Origin of the sequence: Teretinema zuelzerae (genome assembly GCF_021021555.1) — a bacterium.
Classification (GTDB): Bacteria; Spirochaetota; Spirochaetia; order Treponematales; family Treponemataceae; genus Teretinema; species Teretinema zuelzerae.
Map to the genome: position 1 here is coordinate 736,341 of NZ_JAINWA010000001.1, position 15,633 is coordinate 751,973.

Annotated in this window: 13 protein-coding genes and 1 tRNA gene; 11 read left to right on the forward strand and 3 right to left on the reverse strand. The window is 54.1% G+C overall.

The window, feature by feature from the left end:
• Window positions 1-26: 26 nt before the first annotated feature.
• Entirely contained in the window at window positions 27-1,559 is a 1,533-nt protein-coding gene (locus K7J14_RS03340) for a UTP--glucose-1-phosphate uridylyltransferase (protein WP_230753102.1), read from the reverse strand.
• Between the two features lie 150 nt (window positions 1,560-1,709).
• On the opposite strand from K7J14_RS03340, the gene K7J14_RS03345 reads away from it, so the two are divergent.
• A complete protein-coding gene (locus K7J14_RS03345) occupies window positions 1,710-3,299 on the forward strand; it encodes a YifB family Mg chelatase-like AAA ATPase (protein ID WP_230753106.1) in 1,590 nt (529 codons plus the stop codon).
• Between the two features lie 50 nt (window positions 3,300-3,349).
• Here the strand turns inward: K7J14_RS03345 and K7J14_RS03350 are convergent, their stop codons facing one another.
• Complete coding sequence (locus K7J14_RS03350) at window positions 3,350-4,192, reverse strand: PHP domain-containing protein (protein WP_230753109.1); 843 nt, start codon at window positions 4,190-4,192, stop codon at window positions 3,350-3,352.
• Between the two features lie 88 nt (window positions 4,193-4,280).
• On the opposite strand from K7J14_RS03350, the gene K7J14_RS03355 reads away from it, so the two are divergent.
• The 3 genes from K7J14_RS03355 (at window position 4,281) to K7J14_RS03365 (ending at window position 6,191) form a co-directional block, all read left to right on the forward strand.
• Complete coding sequence (locus K7J14_RS03355) at window positions 4,281-5,264, forward strand: cyclic nucleotide-binding domain-containing protein (protein ID WP_230753112.1); 984 nt, start codon at window positions 4,281-4,283, stop codon at window positions 5,262-5,264.
• 3 nt (window positions 5,265-5,267) lie between these two features.
• Complete coding sequence (locus K7J14_RS03360; protein WP_230753114.1) at window positions 5,268-5,918, forward strand: Crp/Fnr family transcriptional regulator; 651 nt, start codon at window positions 5,268-5,270, stop codon at window positions 5,916-5,918.
• Between the two features lie 200 nt (window positions 5,919-6,118).
• A tRNA-Thr gene (locus K7J14_RS03365) sits at window positions 6,119-6,191 on the forward strand.
• An 813-nt stretch (window positions 6,192-7,004) separates the two neighbouring features.
• On the opposite strand, the gene K7J14_RS03370 is transcribed toward K7J14_RS03365, so the two are convergent.
• Window positions 7,005-8,897, reverse strand: a complete 1,893-nt coding sequence (locus K7J14_RS03370; RefSeq protein ID WP_230753116.1) for a glycoside hydrolase family 11 protein — start codon at window positions 8,895-8,897, stop codon at window positions 7,005-7,007.
• 707 nt (window positions 8,898-9,604) lie between these two features.
• Between K7J14_RS03370 and K7J14_RS03375 the strand changes: the two genes are divergently transcribed.
• From K7J14_RS03375 to K7J14_RS03405, 7 genes are all read left to right on the forward strand, one after another.
• A complete protein-coding gene (locus tag K7J14_RS03375) occupies window positions 9,605-9,787 on the forward strand; it encodes a hypothetical protein (RefSeq protein ID WP_230753118.1) in 183 nt (60 codons plus the stop codon).
• 103 nt (window positions 9,788-9,890) lie between these two features.
• Window positions 9,891-10,478, forward strand: coding sequence for a TetR/AcrR family transcriptional regulator (locus K7J14_RS03380; protein ID WP_230753121.1), 588 nt, complete (start codon window positions 9,891-9,893; stop codon window positions 10,476-10,478).
• 92 nt (window positions 10,479-10,570) lie between these two features.
• Window positions 10,571-12,865 carry an efflux RND transporter permease subunit gene (locus K7J14_RS03385; protein WP_230753123.1) on the forward strand — a complete coding sequence of 765 codons (2,295 nt, stop codon included), beginning with the start codon at window positions 10,571-10,573 and terminating at the stop codon, window positions 12,863-12,865.
• 12 nt (window positions 12,866-12,877) lie between these two features.
• Entirely contained in the window at window positions 12,878-13,687 is an 810-nt protein-coding gene (locus tag K7J14_RS03390; protein ID WP_230753126.1) for an outer membrane lipoprotein-sorting protein, read from the forward strand.
• A 1-nt stretch (window position 13,688) separates the two neighbouring features.
• On the forward strand, window positions 13,689-14,399 hold the full coding sequence (locus K7J14_RS03395; RefSeq protein ID WP_230753128.1) for a DUF1302 family protein: 711 nt from the start codon (window positions 13,689-13,691) through the stop codon (window positions 14,397-14,399).
• A gap of 14 nt (window positions 14,400-14,413) precedes the next feature.
• Window positions 14,414-14,935, forward strand: coding sequence for a hypothetical protein (locus K7J14_RS03400; protein WP_230753130.1), 522 nt, complete (start codon window positions 14,414-14,416; stop codon window positions 14,933-14,935).
• A gap of 11 nt (window positions 14,936-14,946) precedes the next feature.
• Window positions 14,947-15,597 carry a 4Fe-4S binding protein gene (locus tag K7J14_RS03405; RefSeq protein WP_230753133.1) on the forward strand — a complete coding sequence of 217 codons (651 nt, stop codon included), beginning with the start codon at window positions 14,947-14,949 and terminating at the stop codon, window positions 15,595-15,597.
• Window positions 15,598-15,633: the final 36 nt, after the last annotated feature.

Here is a 15,633-nt window from a genome sequence, read left to right on the forward strand (position 1 = left end):
TTTTTTACGGTTCAAAAAAGAAAATCTTACTCGGATGTAAAGACCCACTTGCCGTTCGCTTCCGTCAAGCCGTATTCGTTGCGAAGCAGTTTTTCCAGCCCCGTATGCATTTCCCGGGAAACCGAGGCAAGTTCGGATTTCGATCCGCGAGACGGAGGCAGGCTGGTCAGCATGGTTTCCATCAGCATTTTAGCCGCAAGGAACCTTCTGCTCTTCTCTACCGCCAGGAACATCGGCTTATCCAACAGACCGATCACTTCCCAGGTAATCTGCTCAGCCTGGGCGTACTGTCCCGCGTCCTTATCCTGATCCGTGATGCGCAGCGGGAGCCGATACGGAATTTCGTCGAGCAGGGGATCAAGGCGCTCAAGATCGAAGAGGCCGATTCCGCAATTAAAGAGAACCGGCTTTCCTTCGGCCTCGAAGGCGAGCATGCGTTCGGTCGAAATAACCGGTCCGATGTCCGCGCAGCTGAGTTTGCCGGAAGAATCGGCGACCAGAATGCCGCCTTTCACGTCCATGGGAGTGCGCCAGGATTCCTCGAACGCGGCGTCGAAACCGGAGAGGGCGAACACTGCCAGGGAAACAGGATCCACCGTGTACCCCATGTTGTCGATATTGCCGAGCCAGGCGAAGCGGATTCCCTTGCTCCTGAGTTTCCGGTAAATAGGGGCGAGCACCTCGAAATTTTGCCCGTGCCCGCCCGGCATCGCGATTCCCGTGTCGGCCCTGCCCCACGCCCGGTCGAAAATCTTGCGCGGACGGCCTGAGGATGAATGGGTAATAGCGGCCATCATCGTCTGGCTTGCGGTATACATTTCTACGGAGGGGCAGCCCAGAGATTCAGCGAGCGACAGGAGCCCCGGATCCGCTACATACTCGCGAAGGGCTTCAGCTATCGCGGAGTCTGTATGGACGCTCGTCATCTGAAAAGAAGGAAGGATTACCTCTGGAAGAGTTCCTATTTCTTCCTTATAAGCCTTCTTATGCTCAAGGAGCATTCTCAATTTCAGGAAGAGGAAACTCCACCCCGGCGAACCGTCCGGGTTCAGGAAGGCGGGAGTGATGCCCTTGGGCTTTCCGCGGCAATCGTCGGCGAGCGTATGAAAGAGATCCCCGAACTGGTCGAACAGCTCGGGATCCAGCGAACGGTTTTTTTTGTTGTCCGCATAGCTCGAGGCCGAGCCCCCGTTCAATACGCCGTACGCGGTCTGCGGATATAAGCGGATGCCGATCTTCCGCAGCAGAGCTTCGTCGAGAAGGAGAAGATCCTCGGACTCCGACGGAACTGCTTGGGCTCCGTTCAATAGAGAAAGCGGGAGGCCCAGATGAAAGAGGCGGGATTCAAGGGCGGCGCGGGTTTTTGACAATTCGGCGGGACCGCGGCGGTCCACAATCGCGGGATGGGGGAAGGAGGGGACCGTTTCCGGGACAATGCCCCCGGGAGCGTCGTATTTACCCGCGTTCAGGTCGTCGAGAAAGCGGAACATACGATCGAGATCGACCCCTTCCTTTTCAAGCTGGGACGCAAGGGTCGGAGAAATATCGTCTTTTTTCAAGGCTGCACGCTCCTATCAGTAATACCTATAATCATACGAGTACCTAGGGATAATTCAACCATCTTACAGTTTTTGCATGCGAAGTCAACCGAGGCAGACCTGGGCGGGCAGGAAGGCAGATCCCGCCCTATATGAGGGGCGGAGGATTTCATGCAGATCGTCAGTTTCGCACGCGCCGGCTATACCGGAGAAATCGTAAAAGTGGAAGCGGATTTACGGAGAGGAATTCCGGCGATAGACATCGTCGGCCTGCCCGACGGAGCGGTGCGCGAAGCCCGGGAGCGGATGCGCGTCGCTATCAGAAATTCCGGGCTGGACTTTCCCCGCGAACGGATACTCATAAACTTAAGCCCGGCAGACCTGAAAAAAGAGGGAGGATCCTTCGATCTGCCGATTGCGTTGGGTGTGCTGGCCGCCTCGGAGGGAAACGTACCGGAAGGAGAAGCGATACTGGTTCTGGGGGAACTTGAGCTTTCAGGAACCGTCCGGCCGGTTCGCGGAGTTCTCGCCGCCGTCGCGCGCGCGCAGGAAGCGGGCATCGCCGACTTCATCCTTCCTGCAGAAAATCTGGAGGAAGCCCGGCTTTTGGGCGCCCCTGCCCGCGGAGCCCGTAATCTCGCAGAGGCATTGAACGCCTACCACGAAATATGCTCGATACGCGCGCTCTGCGGCTCGGATGCGGAAACAGAAGGCTCCGGCGATGCCGACGGCGCGAAGGACATCTCGGCGGAGAATAACGCCGAAGAGCCCCGCTGGAGAAGCTACCGGCTGGGATACGAAGACGTGCGGGGCCAGGAGAGGCTCGTGCGCGGATTGCAGATCGCGGCCGCCGGAGGCCATCACCTTGTCGCTTGGGGGCCGCCGGGATGCGGAAAAAGCCTGGCGCTGGGACGCTTCGACTGCCTCCTCCCGGACATGGACCGAAAAACAGCGCTCGAGGCGACCCGCATCCACAGCATCGCCGGAACCCTCGAAGCGGATTTTTCCAACGGCTCTCGCGCCCTGCTTTCCCGGCCTCCCTTCAGGCAGCCCCATCAAAACGCGAGCCTTGAAGGCATGATCGGAGGCGGGAAGCACTGCCTTCCGGGAGAGATTTCGCTGGCCCACGGGGGAACCCTTTTTCTCGACGAAGCGGCGCAATTCCGAAGCGGCGTTCTCCAGGCTCTGCGGACTCCCCTCGAAACAGGCACGGTCACCCTCAGCAGGGCCGGAAAAAACGAAACTTTCCCGGCGGACTTCCAGCTGCTCATGGCCCTCAATCCCTGCCCCTGCGGACACTTCGGAGAAAGCGGCCGGGTATGCACCTGCGGACCCGAAGCCGTCGACCGCTACTGGAAGCGGCTGGCCGGCCCGTTGCTGGACCGCATGGATATACGGGTGCCTCTCTCCGCGCCTGAAGGCGAATCGTTCGCGGACCCCGGACGCGCGCCTGATACCGAAAGCCTCAGAAGGGAGATAGACCGGGCACGGAGAATGCAGAGAGAAAGGGGCGCGGTTTTGAACGGGAAACTCGCCCCCGGGGACATCGAGAAACTCTGCGTATTATCGGAATCCGCACAGGCGCTGTTCGGAAAAGGGATGGAGACGGCCCGGCTCTCAGGCCGGGGCGGTCACGGCGTATTGAAGGTATCGCGAACGATCGCGGATATGGAGGGCTCGGTTCTGATAGAAGAAGAACACCTGATGGAGGCCTTCCAATTCAGAAGATGGTCGGGCTTGCTCCCCGACTTTCTCTCCTGACGCTCGATTCTCGCCTCAGCCGCGCGCACACCATGCGCGGCGGCAAGGGATCAGCCTTTGAGAATCGCTTCGAGAGCGCCGAAATAATACCGGTCCTCGATTTTCCTTCGTCCGGAAGTCCGCCCGATCTTGCGGTCGGGCCGGGCAGCGCCGTGAAAATCGCTGCCGGCGGTAACGAACATGCCCAGGCTCGAGGCGAGAGCTTCCAGACGCTCGGCGTCCACGATCCGGGCGGCCGGGTGCCAGGCTTCCAGACCCATCACCCCGCGGTCGCGGAAATCTTCCATAACAGCGGGGAGAGCCCCCCAGGAAAGATAGAGCGACAGCGGATGCGCGAGAACCGGTACTCCCCCGCACGCCTTGATTGCCGCGATCCCCTCGTCGAGCTGAATGCTCTTTCTGTCGAGAAAAAAAGGCCGATCCTTTGCCAGATACCGGTCGAAGGCCTGTTGACGGTTTTTCACCGCCTTTGATTCAACCAAAAACTGGGCAAAATGCGGCCTGCCGACGGTTTCGCCTCCGGCAAGAGCCGAAACGCGCTCAAGATCGATGTCGATCCCGGCCTCCTGCATCTTTTGGATTATCTGCCGATTTCGCTCAAGACGGCCGTCCTGCAGCCTTGTTATCATATCGGTAAGACTCGGATGAATCTCTTTAAGGCCGAGGCCCAGCAGATGGCACTCGCCCGGCTTCCATTCGATATCCAGCTCGATGCCCGCAAGAAAGACCATGCCGACCTCGCGCGCAGCCGCGGAGGCTTCGTCGATGCCGGTAACGGTATCGTGATCGGTAAGCGCAAGAACGGAAATATCCTCAGATCGGGCGTGAAGCACAAGGTCGCGGGGAGAAAAGGAACCGTCTGAAGCAGTGGAATGCGTATGTAAGTCTATCATAATGAATTTCTCCGATAGTACCAGAAAAATAGACGAGAAGCGAGCTTGTGTGCTATACTCTTTTCCATTAGCAGACAGAGGGGAGACCATGCCAAAGGCCGTTCAGTATAAACCCAATTCAGTCATCTATTTCGCAGGAGACATGGATGAACGAGTGTTTCTTCTGCAAAAAGGACGAATCGCCCTCACCTCGACCGATATCGAAACCAACAAACAGGTTACCGAATACATCAAAGAAGGCGAATTCTTCGGCGTAAAGTCGGCCCTCGGACGCTTTCCGCGCGAGGAAAGCGTCATGGTCATCACGGACGCCATGGTTTTGTCGTTTTCCTCCGCCGAATTCGAAGCCTTCGTTCAACCCAACACGCGCATCGTCATGAAGATGCTCAAAGTCTTCTCGAACCAGCTCAGGCACATACACCGCCAGATCGAATCCCTCCTCCATAGCCATGAAGAAACCAACCCGGACGACGGCATGTTCTCGGTCGCGAGCTCCTTCTACAATTCCCAACAGTACCGCGCGGCATCCGAAGTCGCCATACGCTATTTAAAGCTCTTCCCCACCGGCAAGCACGTGCAGGAAATGAAGCAGATCGCCCAAAACACCCTGCGCTCCGATCACGACTTCGGCGACCATCCCGGAACGGACGAAATGCCCTCCTCCGGCCCCGCCCAGAGAACCGGAAAGGCCCCGGCGGGCATCGATCCCAATCTCGCCCTCACCCTCGCTGAAGGCCTCGCCGGCCAGCAAAAATGGGACGAAGCCTATAAACAGTACCACTCGATCATAGAAGCCGGTTCTTCGCCGGTCCTGGGAAAAGCCTACGTCGGAGCCGGCCGAAGCCTCTTCGAGATGGACGAATACGTCCGCTGCGCCCAGATCCTCACTTCCTACATCAGCCTCGAACCGAAATCCCTCCAAATGGGAGAAGTGCTGATGTACCTCGGCCTCGCCTACGGCAAAATGGATCAAAATGACAAGGCGAAAGCCTTCCTTTCCAAAGCGATGACAATGGCCGGCCCCCTTCTTGTTCCTACTATTAAACAGCACCTTGCAGAGATCGGAGGCTGATGAATGAGCGACGTATTTGCCGCGTTTTCGCGCTTCGCCAAAGTGTTTCCCAAGGGTTCGGTCATCTTTTCCGAATTCGAACCCGGAGACTGCTTCTACCTCATACAGAGCGGAAGAGTCCAGCTGATTAAAATCGTCAACGGCTTCCAGAAAAACCTCGACATCCTCCAGCCCTCGGAAATTTTCGGCGAAATGGCCATCCTGGAAAATTCGCCCCGCTCCGCCACCGCCATCGCCTACGACGACGTAAAAGCCCTCGAATTCAACAAAGCCAACTTCGAAGTGCTCATGATGGGCAATCCCGCCATCGCCATGAAACTTCTTAAAACCTTCGTAAAACGCATCTACGCCCAAAAACGCCGCTTCATGGTCCTCACCATCCCCGAGAAAATGGCGAGAGTCGGCGACGTATTCCTGATGCTCGACGAAACCCAGCCCTGCCCCGACCGCCTTGCCGACTTCCGCACCTTCAACCTCACCATGGACGACGTCGCCCGCTGGGCCGGCCTCCCCGTCGAAGAAGTCGAAGACGAACTGCACCGCTACATCGACCAGGGCAAAATGGAAATGTACGACGACCGCATAGTCGTCAAAAACCTCCCCGAACTCTCCCGCTACGTCAACGCCCGCCGCTCCCGCGACCCAAACAACTGACGCGTACAAGCGCGCCTCTGAGACCGCCGCCGAATCCCGCGCTCACCATATTCCCAATTACAAAAACAAAATATCGAGGCAGAACGGGCCATGGCAAAAGCAGACGGCCGGGCGGAGCCCCCGCCCAGAAATACCCTGCAGGGGCGTTCTCTTGACTCAATAAAACCAACCAGATATACTCCCTTCTGTCGTTTCAACCCGCCAAGATAGCTCAGTCGGCAGAGCAGCACCCTCGTAACGTGCAGGTCAAGGGTTCGATTCCCTTTCTTGGCTAGAAAAAAGGTCAGTCCAACAGGACTGGCCTTTTTTTATGGGCCAAGAAAGGGAATCGATCCGGAGCGACGTCCCGAGCGCTGCGAGGGCTTGGCGCATGGATGCGCCAAGAGTCGCGGAGGCGGCCTGGAAGGAGCGCGTACGACGCGCGCGACTGCAAGGCGATTCCCTTTCTTGGCTAGAAAAACAACCGGTCTTTGGGCCGGTTGTTTTTTTTATAGGCCAAGAAAGGGAATCGATCCGGAGCAACGTCCCGAGCGCTGCGAGGGCTTGGCGCATGGATGCGCCAAGAGTCGCGTAGGCGGCCTGGAAGGAGCGCGTACGACGCGCGCGACTGCAAGGCGATTCCCTTTCTTGGCTAGAAAAAAGGTCAGTCCACAGGACTGGCCTTTTTTTATGGGCCAAGACTGGGAATCGATCCGGAGCAACGTCCCGAGCGCTGCGAGGGCTTGGCGCATGGATGCGCCAAGAGTTGCGGAGGCGGCTCGCAGGGAGCACACACGAAGTGCGCGACCGTAGAGGATTCCCTTTCTTGGCTTTAAAAAAAGCGCGCGATCCAAAGGATCGTACGCTTTTTTAAATTTTGCCCAAAACGTAAAACACATGCAAAAAACGCACACGCGAAACGTGCAGGTCAAAGAAAACTAAATCGTTGCTATATAAATAGTTAGTGTTTTTTTCTGAGTCAGAAAATGCGAATTGTGCAATGAATGTGCAATGGGAAAGCTCAGCTGGCTTTAAAAAACGTCCTGAACTAAAACAAAAGGCCATCCAGTAAACGCTGAATGGCCTTAGTAAAACGAACCGGTAAGATTAAACTGTAAGAATTTGTTCTACATATTCAGGATTTTTCGATACGATCTTTAACAGGGCTAAGGCCGGACCTTCCGGCTTTCGACGACCCTGCTCCCAATTTCGCAAGGTGGCAACACTTACTCCGATCATGTATGCAAAATCGGCTTGGGTTTTGTTACTGTGCTCGCGAATAGCCCGAATATCAGGGGCGTTCATTTCAAACCTTCGGCTTTCTTTCTGATGTCCCCTTTGAATTTTTCCAGCTTCTTTTATACTGTCAACAAGCAATGCAAAATCATTGTCGTTCATTTTAGTTCCTCCTTCACAAGACGATTCAGGATTTTCTTTTGTTCCTGACTTAAATCTTCCTGCAGTGGTGTGAACCAATTTGACTTGGCTAATAGAAACGACACCTGTGGCCTGCCCAAGATTGAAAGCAAACTGCGATGCAGGATCGCTCTCGTTGGTCATCGTGAACACGAATTCATAATCCTGTTCAGACGAAGTCAAGTCGAATTCCTGCGAAGCATAGCTCGCCCATGGATTCGCCGACTGCTGGAACGAAACTTCAATTCGTCTTTCGGATTCTGCTTTTGCCTTAAAGGTCAGCTTGTACATCATGCCCTGGTCTAAACCCAATCCGTACTGCACCAGCTGAGGCTGATACGATTCAGCTCCAATGGTGGTTACGTTGATGGCGGCCATTCCGTTGCTCACGCTCGTCGAAGCCTCCGAATCACCCCAGTATTCTCCCTGACCTAAACGCCATGAGGCCGCGTCATTTTCAGCAATCACAGAACTCGTAGGAAAATCTCCATCCTTGATCAGATTCGCGGTACCTTCTCCAGACACCAAAGCAAACTTAGCCGTAACCGAACGATTTTCACTCATACTGACGGTGGTGGAAGTAGCGGAACCAGTGGCATCGCCATCCCAGCCAATAAACCTCCAACCTGTATTCGGAGTTGCCGTCAGTTCTACAGATGTATTGGGTGCATAGGAGCTTTTATCTGGAGTTTTGGTTACGGATCCCGCACCCGAGGGTGAAACATTTGATATCAGACTGAGTTCATCCACTGTGGTACTTCCACCAAAAGTCAAAAGATTTTTGGTCACTTTTGCAGATCCGTTCCCTTTTCCTCGACCTGTATTATCTTTACCCGAATAGGATTCTACTTTCATGGCCACTTCGTACAGGGGGCAATCCATCATTTTCATGCCTGCTTTATCCCAGGCCTCGAAGTGTTTGGATACAGAAACTTTTCCACTTTGTCTATGGCTACTCGTGTTTTTGGGAACACTAAAATACTGTTTAAAATTACCTTTCCCAGTCAGCATCGCCTCGTTTAGCCTGTCGGCCACCCAGAACTCATATTCAATCCCGTCAATCGTTCCACTACCATAGCGCTTTGCGTTTCGGCCACCTGAAGCGGGATTAAAAGAGCCACGGTCCTGAATGATATAGTATTCAATCTGATTGGAAAACGTGGCATTTTCATTCTTTTCTGTTTTTTTCGGTTTACTTCTCGCAGGGTAATAGGCCCATCCATAGATGCCAAGCATTTTGACATCATCCGTGGAACTCCACGTTGCCGCAAAATCAACGGTGATTTTCCCCACATCCCTAGGAGTGGTAGTACTGGAAGCCCCCCATTTTTTGCCCGCTCGAAACAGAACGTTAATGGTCCCATTCCACTGGGCCTCGAATGTGCCGCCGTTTGGATCGGAACTGCCACCCGTGATTTTCATGATAGAAGTACCCACGTTGTCTTGGTTCCACAGTTCGTAGTCTATGCCATTGCAATTTCTAATAGTACTGGAAGTCCAAGTGCTGTAATCTTGCCCCCATGTGAGCGAAGCTCCCAATGCCACACCTGCAAGTGCCGTGAATAGACATTTTTTGATACTCATACAAATCCCTTTAAAAAGTTTGAATTAAATATTTAACTGGAGGGAAACAAGTTTTACCAGTGCTTTAATTGCACCTTTAGTGTGGATAAAAGCATACCCACACCCAAATGTACCCATTCAATCCAATACATCGAGAACTAGCTCTTAGTCGATACAGAGCCCTTTCCCGGCTTGCCTTGCGACTCAATCAGTTCCTTTGCCGCTTCGTCCATGGGGTTAAACCCTGTTGCCTTCGTCATAGAGCCTCCTTTCCGCCTGCGTTGACTTTCGGACGGAGATTATCCGTATCGTTTAATCGGTTTCGCCTTTCCGGATTGTAGAGATGACAAACATCATCAGTACGCTGTTAATACGCCCGAGTATCTGCTAGCGATCCTCGCGCTCGTACTCATCGCACTGTATGTATATTACTGCAATTGCACTATTGCAAGCACAATGATGAATAGACCGCAAAAAAAACAATATCCAGAATTGTAGACCCCTTTATCATAAGAGATACTGTTTGTCGGGTAGAGGATTCGCCTGAAAGAGGGATGCAGTCAGGCGGTGTGCGGATGAAGGGGGAGGCCGCAACCGTGTGCGGCCGGGGGGGAAGGCATTCCCCCCTTTATATGCCGAAGTCGTTATTCATTGAGCAAGCGGCTTGATATTCTACTATAATAACCACTGTTATTTTCGATGGAAAGGACCGCTATCGGGGAGTGCATATGAATATACGTTTCATCATTCATGAGTCATGCGAGGCGCCCGGCGCCTGTCTCAACTGGGCGGACGGCAGGGGCCACGAGGCGCGCTTCGTCAGGGTCTACCACGACGAACGTGCAGAGCGAGGACGAACTGCTCGCCATGGAACACGCAGAAAGGAACAACGCGCTCTGCGGCTTTCTTGATCGATTAACAGCGGAATATCTCTCGAAATAGACAGATTCTATTGACAATTCACTTTTTCGGCAGTAAAGTTAGTTATCATTCACTAACTAAGAGAAGAACCAGATGGAACCGACAGAGAGACAGAAAGAGATTATTAGAGCGGCTTTCACCCTGATCGCTGATAAGGGCATCCAGGATTTAACGATAAAAAATCTGGGAAAGGCGATCGGCGTGAGCGAACCGGCGATTTACAGACATTTTGCCTCCAAGTCGGAAATTCTTTCGGGGATAGTGGATGAAATATACGCCATAAAAAAAAGAACTACCGCGCATTCATTCGAGTCGGGCGCGGATTCCCCTACGAGGCTTCGACGGTTTTTCTCGCACCAGGCGGCGGAATTCGAGGCGTTTCCGCCATTGAGCATCGTGCTGACTCCGGAGGATCTGTTTAGAAGCGACAGGGAGCTGCTGGCTCGAGTTCGCGCGCTGATGGCGGAAACGCGAGCGGCCGTCACTGCACTGCTGGCGGAGACAGGCAGCGGAAGAGCTTCAAGCGCTTCCATCGATCCTGAGACAGGCAGCCTGATGATGCTGGGAGGTTTCAGAATGCTTGTATCCACCTGGCGAATGGAACGGGAGCTGGGCCATGATGTTCGGCTGACTGATCTTGCCGAAGCTTTCATTGGCCAGGCCTTGAAATTGATGGAGTAGCGGACATCGGGAATCATATTCCGGATGGTCTTTTTCGATAGCTGAAAGGTTAGTTATTTATAACTAACCTAGTGTATATAAAGGAGATTCACATGAAGATTCGCTTAGCGCCGATACTTGCGCACCCATGGCTCGCAGCGGCAATAGTGATGGGACTCACCATTGCTTCCATAATTCCGATCAAAACCGGATTCCGAATGGAAACAAATCTCGACAGCTACATGCCGGAAAACCATCCGGCGTTCAGCTTTAGCGACGAGGCAGAAGAGCGTTTTCAAATAAAAGACGGCATATTGATAGCGCTGGAGCATCCAGTATCCATTTTCAATACCGGATCTCTCAAAAAGATGGTCGATATCGAATCGGAATTGCGCTCTATCCCTGAACTCCGGGACACGCGCATACAGTCGCTTCATACCGGCGACAATATTCTGGGAACGGAAGAAGGGCTGGACGTCAGACCATTTTTCACGGATCCCCCTGAAACGGAAGAAGAAGCGTTCAGGATCGGCGAACTTGCTTACTCGAATCCGATGATCCGGGGGCGGTTGATATCGGAGGACGGTCGAAGCGCGCTCATTGTCGTCGAGTTACCCGACAGCGGTTTCTCGAAGGAGCTCTACCAACAGGTAACCGATCTGGCCGCCGCTTACGAAGGCCCGGAAAATGTCTATGTGGCGGGACGTCCAATCGTAGAAGGAACATTGGCGGAGCTTGGACCAAAAGACATGGCCCGCATGGGTCCGCTGGTACTGATCGCAATAGCCCTCGTCCTCCTGCTTATTTTGAGGAAATTCTCCCGGGTACTGACGACCCTTTTCATTGTAGTCGCCAGCACGCTCTGGTCCTTCGCGCTGATGAGCCTGCTCGGGATTCCGTTATACTCGGTCAGCATCATGCTGCCGGTAATGCTTGTTGCGATCGGAGTCGCCTACGCGATTCATCTGTATGGACAGGTTGATCAGCACCGCAAGGACCATCCTGAGGAACAAGCGGCGCAGGCTATCGAGCAGGCTGCCCTGGTGATCGGTCCGCCGTCCCTCTACGCCGCGCTCACCACGGTCGCCGGTTTCATCGCCCTGCTCACATCAAGCGTGTATCCGGTAAAATACTTCGGCCTCTTTACCGCGTTCGGCGTCGCGGTCTCATGGCTGCTTACAATGACCCTTGCCCCGGCAATGCTCATGATTACGGAAAGAAAAACAAAACCACGGACAGCCGCTGATGCAATGAACGAACCGGAAAGGCTCGGCAAAACAGAGCGCTTCGGAGAGCGCTTCGCCGACGGCGTCAGCCGCAACCGGTTTGCTGTATACGCCGCTACGGCAGTAGTGATCGCGCTTTCCCTGGTCGGCGTTTCACGGGTGTGGATCAACTCGAGCTTCCTTTCCAACTTCGAAAAGGACAGCGCCATCGTAAAAACGGACGCCTTCGTTAACCGGTATTTCGGCGGAACGTCTACGGTTAACATTATCCTCGACAGCAATGAATACGACGCCTTCAAGAATCCCGACGTGCTGCGCTTGATAGACTCCATGCAGGAAAGCGTGGAATCCCGCGCGATGGTCGGGGATTCGTTCTCTCTGGCTACCTACCTCAAGCAAATGAATTACGCGATGAACGCCGAAAGAGAGGAGTTCCGCACCATACCGGATTCCGCAGAACTGACGGCCCAGTACCTTCTGCTGTATGAAATGTCGGGCGACCCGGACAACCTGTGGAAGGTGGTGGATCCCGACTTCATGAACGCGAACGTAACGGTTCAGCTTAAAAGCGACGACAGCAGAACGATCGGCGAGGCGCTGGAGGCTGTCGAACCCTTCCGTGCTCAGTTCGGCGAATACGGAATCGCGGTTAATTTCGCGGGGTCCGGCTACAAGGCCCTGGTTTTCTCGGACCTGATTCTCTCAGGCCAGCTCAGCAGCCTTCTGCTTTCCGTTGCGATCGTATTTCTTCTGACGACCGTCCTTTTCCGCAGCATCGTGCTGGGCGCGATTTCCACTATTCCGGTACTTATCTCCATGGCAGTGAATTTCGGGATCATGGGGTTGCTGAACGTGCCGCTGACCACGTCCACCGCGCTGATATCGAGCATCGCGGTAGGAATCGGGGTCGACTACGCGATTCACTTTATATCCCACTACCGCCAGAGATTGCGGGATACAGGAGACGAAACCGACGCGGCTCGTTACTCGATGAGCCTCACGGGAAAGGCCGTTCTGCTGAACGCGGTAACCGTAATCTCCGGGTTCATGGTCATGGTATTTTCTGTTTTCCCGCCGAACCGTCAGGTAGGCTTGTTGGTCTCGCTCAATATGCTGGTCGCTTTTATCTCGACCGTTACTATCATGTTCCTCGTACTGAGGAAGTCGTCACGCAGTTTGTAAGGAGAAAGAACTATGAAAAGATCCATTCAATCAACGCGGAGAACAGCCTTGGCGCTCGTTGCCGCGACGCTCGCGTCCCTGTCGGCCGTATACGCGCAGGGCGCGGAACCGTCGAAAACCGCCGATGAAATCATGACAGACGTGTTCAACCGGCCCCAGCCTGAAAGCATTACAAGCGAACTGAGCATGGTATTGACGGATTCCCGCGGACGCGAAAGAACACGCCGGCTCAAGCAGATTTCAGCGACATACTCAGGCGTCGACAAGAAAATAATGGAGTTCGCCGAACCAGCGGACGTGAGGGGAACTTCTTTTATGAACTGGAGCTACGGCGACGGTTCGCGAAGCGACGATCAATGGATTTACCTGCCCGCCCTGAAACGGGTCAGACGGATTTCATCCGACGGCAAGGGCGACTCCTTCATGGGATCGGATTTCAGCTATGACGACCTGGCTGAACGCCATCCGCAAAAAGATTCGCATGCGATCATCGGAACCGAAAACATCGACGGAGAAAGCTGCTGGATCATCGAAAGCGTGAGCCGGGATTCAGGCGAAAGCTACTCGAAAACGATCAGCTGGATATCAAAGCAACGTCTCATGGGACTCAAAAGAGAGTACTACGACACATCGGGAAAACTCTTGAAGGTGCTTACGGTGAAAGAAACCCGCGAGGTTGCCGGATATCTGATGATAACCCATACCGAAATGCGCAATGTTCAAAAGAACCATCGAACCGAGATGAAGTTCGGCTCGATTACGGCGGACTCCGCGATTCCTGAGGACTCATTCACCGAGCGCACGCTCGCGAGGGGGTTATGACATGAGAGGATGCATACTAAAGCGACGAACCCTCGCGTTCGCCGTGTACTTGATTTTGACAGGTGCGGCATTGCTCTATTCCCAAGGCATGGAAATAACGGGCTTCGGCAGATCGAAGCTAGGCGCTCAAACCGACAACGGCGCGCTGTTCATCAACGATCATACCCTTGAAGCGGCGTTCAACTGGGAAAGCGACGACGCCGAGCTCCATGGACTTGCGGCGGCGACCTCGGACGGCGAAGGGAATTCCGGGTTCGAGCTGAAAGAACTGTACGTTCATTTGTACGGAAATTTTCTCGACCTCAGAGTAGGAAAGCAACAGGTTATCTGGGGAAAAGCAGACGGAATGTTCATAACCGATCTGGTCAGCCCCAAAAATCTTACGGACTTTCTGACGCGCGATATCAGCGAGCTCAGATTGTCCGTAACAGGAGCGAAAGCGGATTTTTTCCTGGGATCGCACCGGCTCGAACTGGTCTATCTGCCCATTTTTACCCCGACTCTTCTTCCCGCTAGCGATTCGATCTGGTACGCCGCCAAGGAATTGCCGGTTGTGCTGACTATGGAAGAAGCGTCTCTGCCGGAACCGTCGCTTGATAACGCCGAGTACTTTGCCCGATACTCATGGACGGGCTCAATCGCCGACATTCAGCTACTGGGGGATGGTTCTGGAACGACACGCCTATTCCGGCTATACGAGACAGGGAAATAACGCCGGGTGTCGGGTTGACAGGCATTACGATCCGTCCAGAATACTACCGGAGCGCGTTTACGGGCTTTGCGGTCTCTGCGCCCGCCGGTCCGTTAATGCTGAAAGCAGAAGCGGCGGCGAATATGCACCAAAGGCTGAGCGCCGACATAGGCGTAGAGCCCGAAGGATGGAGGGAAAAAAATACAATCCTGTACATGGCCGGAGCGGAAGGATCGCTGCTCGGAGCGACGGTCTCAGTTCAGGCGATGCAGGACATCGTCCTTGACTACGAAGAGTCCCTTTCCAGGGAGGAACTGATTACCACGGCAACCCTTGCCGTGAGCCGTCTTTTTTTTAACGAGACGGTCAAATCCGAAATCTTGTGGTATGCAGGATTGAACGAGATGGATTCAATGATTAAACCGCAGCTTACCTGGGTGCCGGGAAACGGTTTTCAGGCAGCTGCAGGCGGATGGTTCTTCCTCGGCGACGAAGGACAGTTCGGCCAGTATTCCGATAACAACGGAATTTTCATGTCTGCTTCGTATTATTTTTAAGGATTCATTAGATGAGAGTGTCAAACAAACACGGGTGGATCAGGATCGCGACTCAAGCGCTGTTTCTGGGGATGTTCGCGTTTCTTCTTTTTGCCGGCAGATTGCAGCTTTGGTTCGGAATCTTCGCGATCGGGATTGTGCTTTCTCCCCTCCTGGGAAGGGTGTACTGCGGATGGATGTGCCCGATGAACACCCTGTTCAAACCGATCTCCCGGCTGTATGCCGCCGCAGGCTGGAAACGGCTGCGGATGCCGCGCTTCATAACCGCTCACCCCCTGATCAGAATCGTTCCTCTTGCGGCGTTCATCGCGGGAATGATCGCCATGCGCAAGGCAGGAATTTCTGTGCCGATTCTCGCCTTCATGACACTGGCGGCGGTGTTTCTCACGCTTTTCTTTGAAGAAGCCTTTTGGCACAACGCCGTATGCCCCTTCGGCACCCTGCTGAGCGTGAGTTCGCGTACTTCAGTTCTGCGGCATCGGATACAGGAAGACAAGTGCATTTCCTGCGGAAAATGCCAGAAGGTCTGCCCAGTTCATGCGATCGATACTGGAGACGACGGTAAGCGGTCAATTCGCGCCCATGACTGCATTTCCTGCGGAGAATGCGTCAAAGCCTGCCCAACGGCCGCAATCGCCTACTCAGGGAAATCCAAGCCTTGACGGTTGCCGCTAAAAGCTCAGGGAACAGCACCCGAG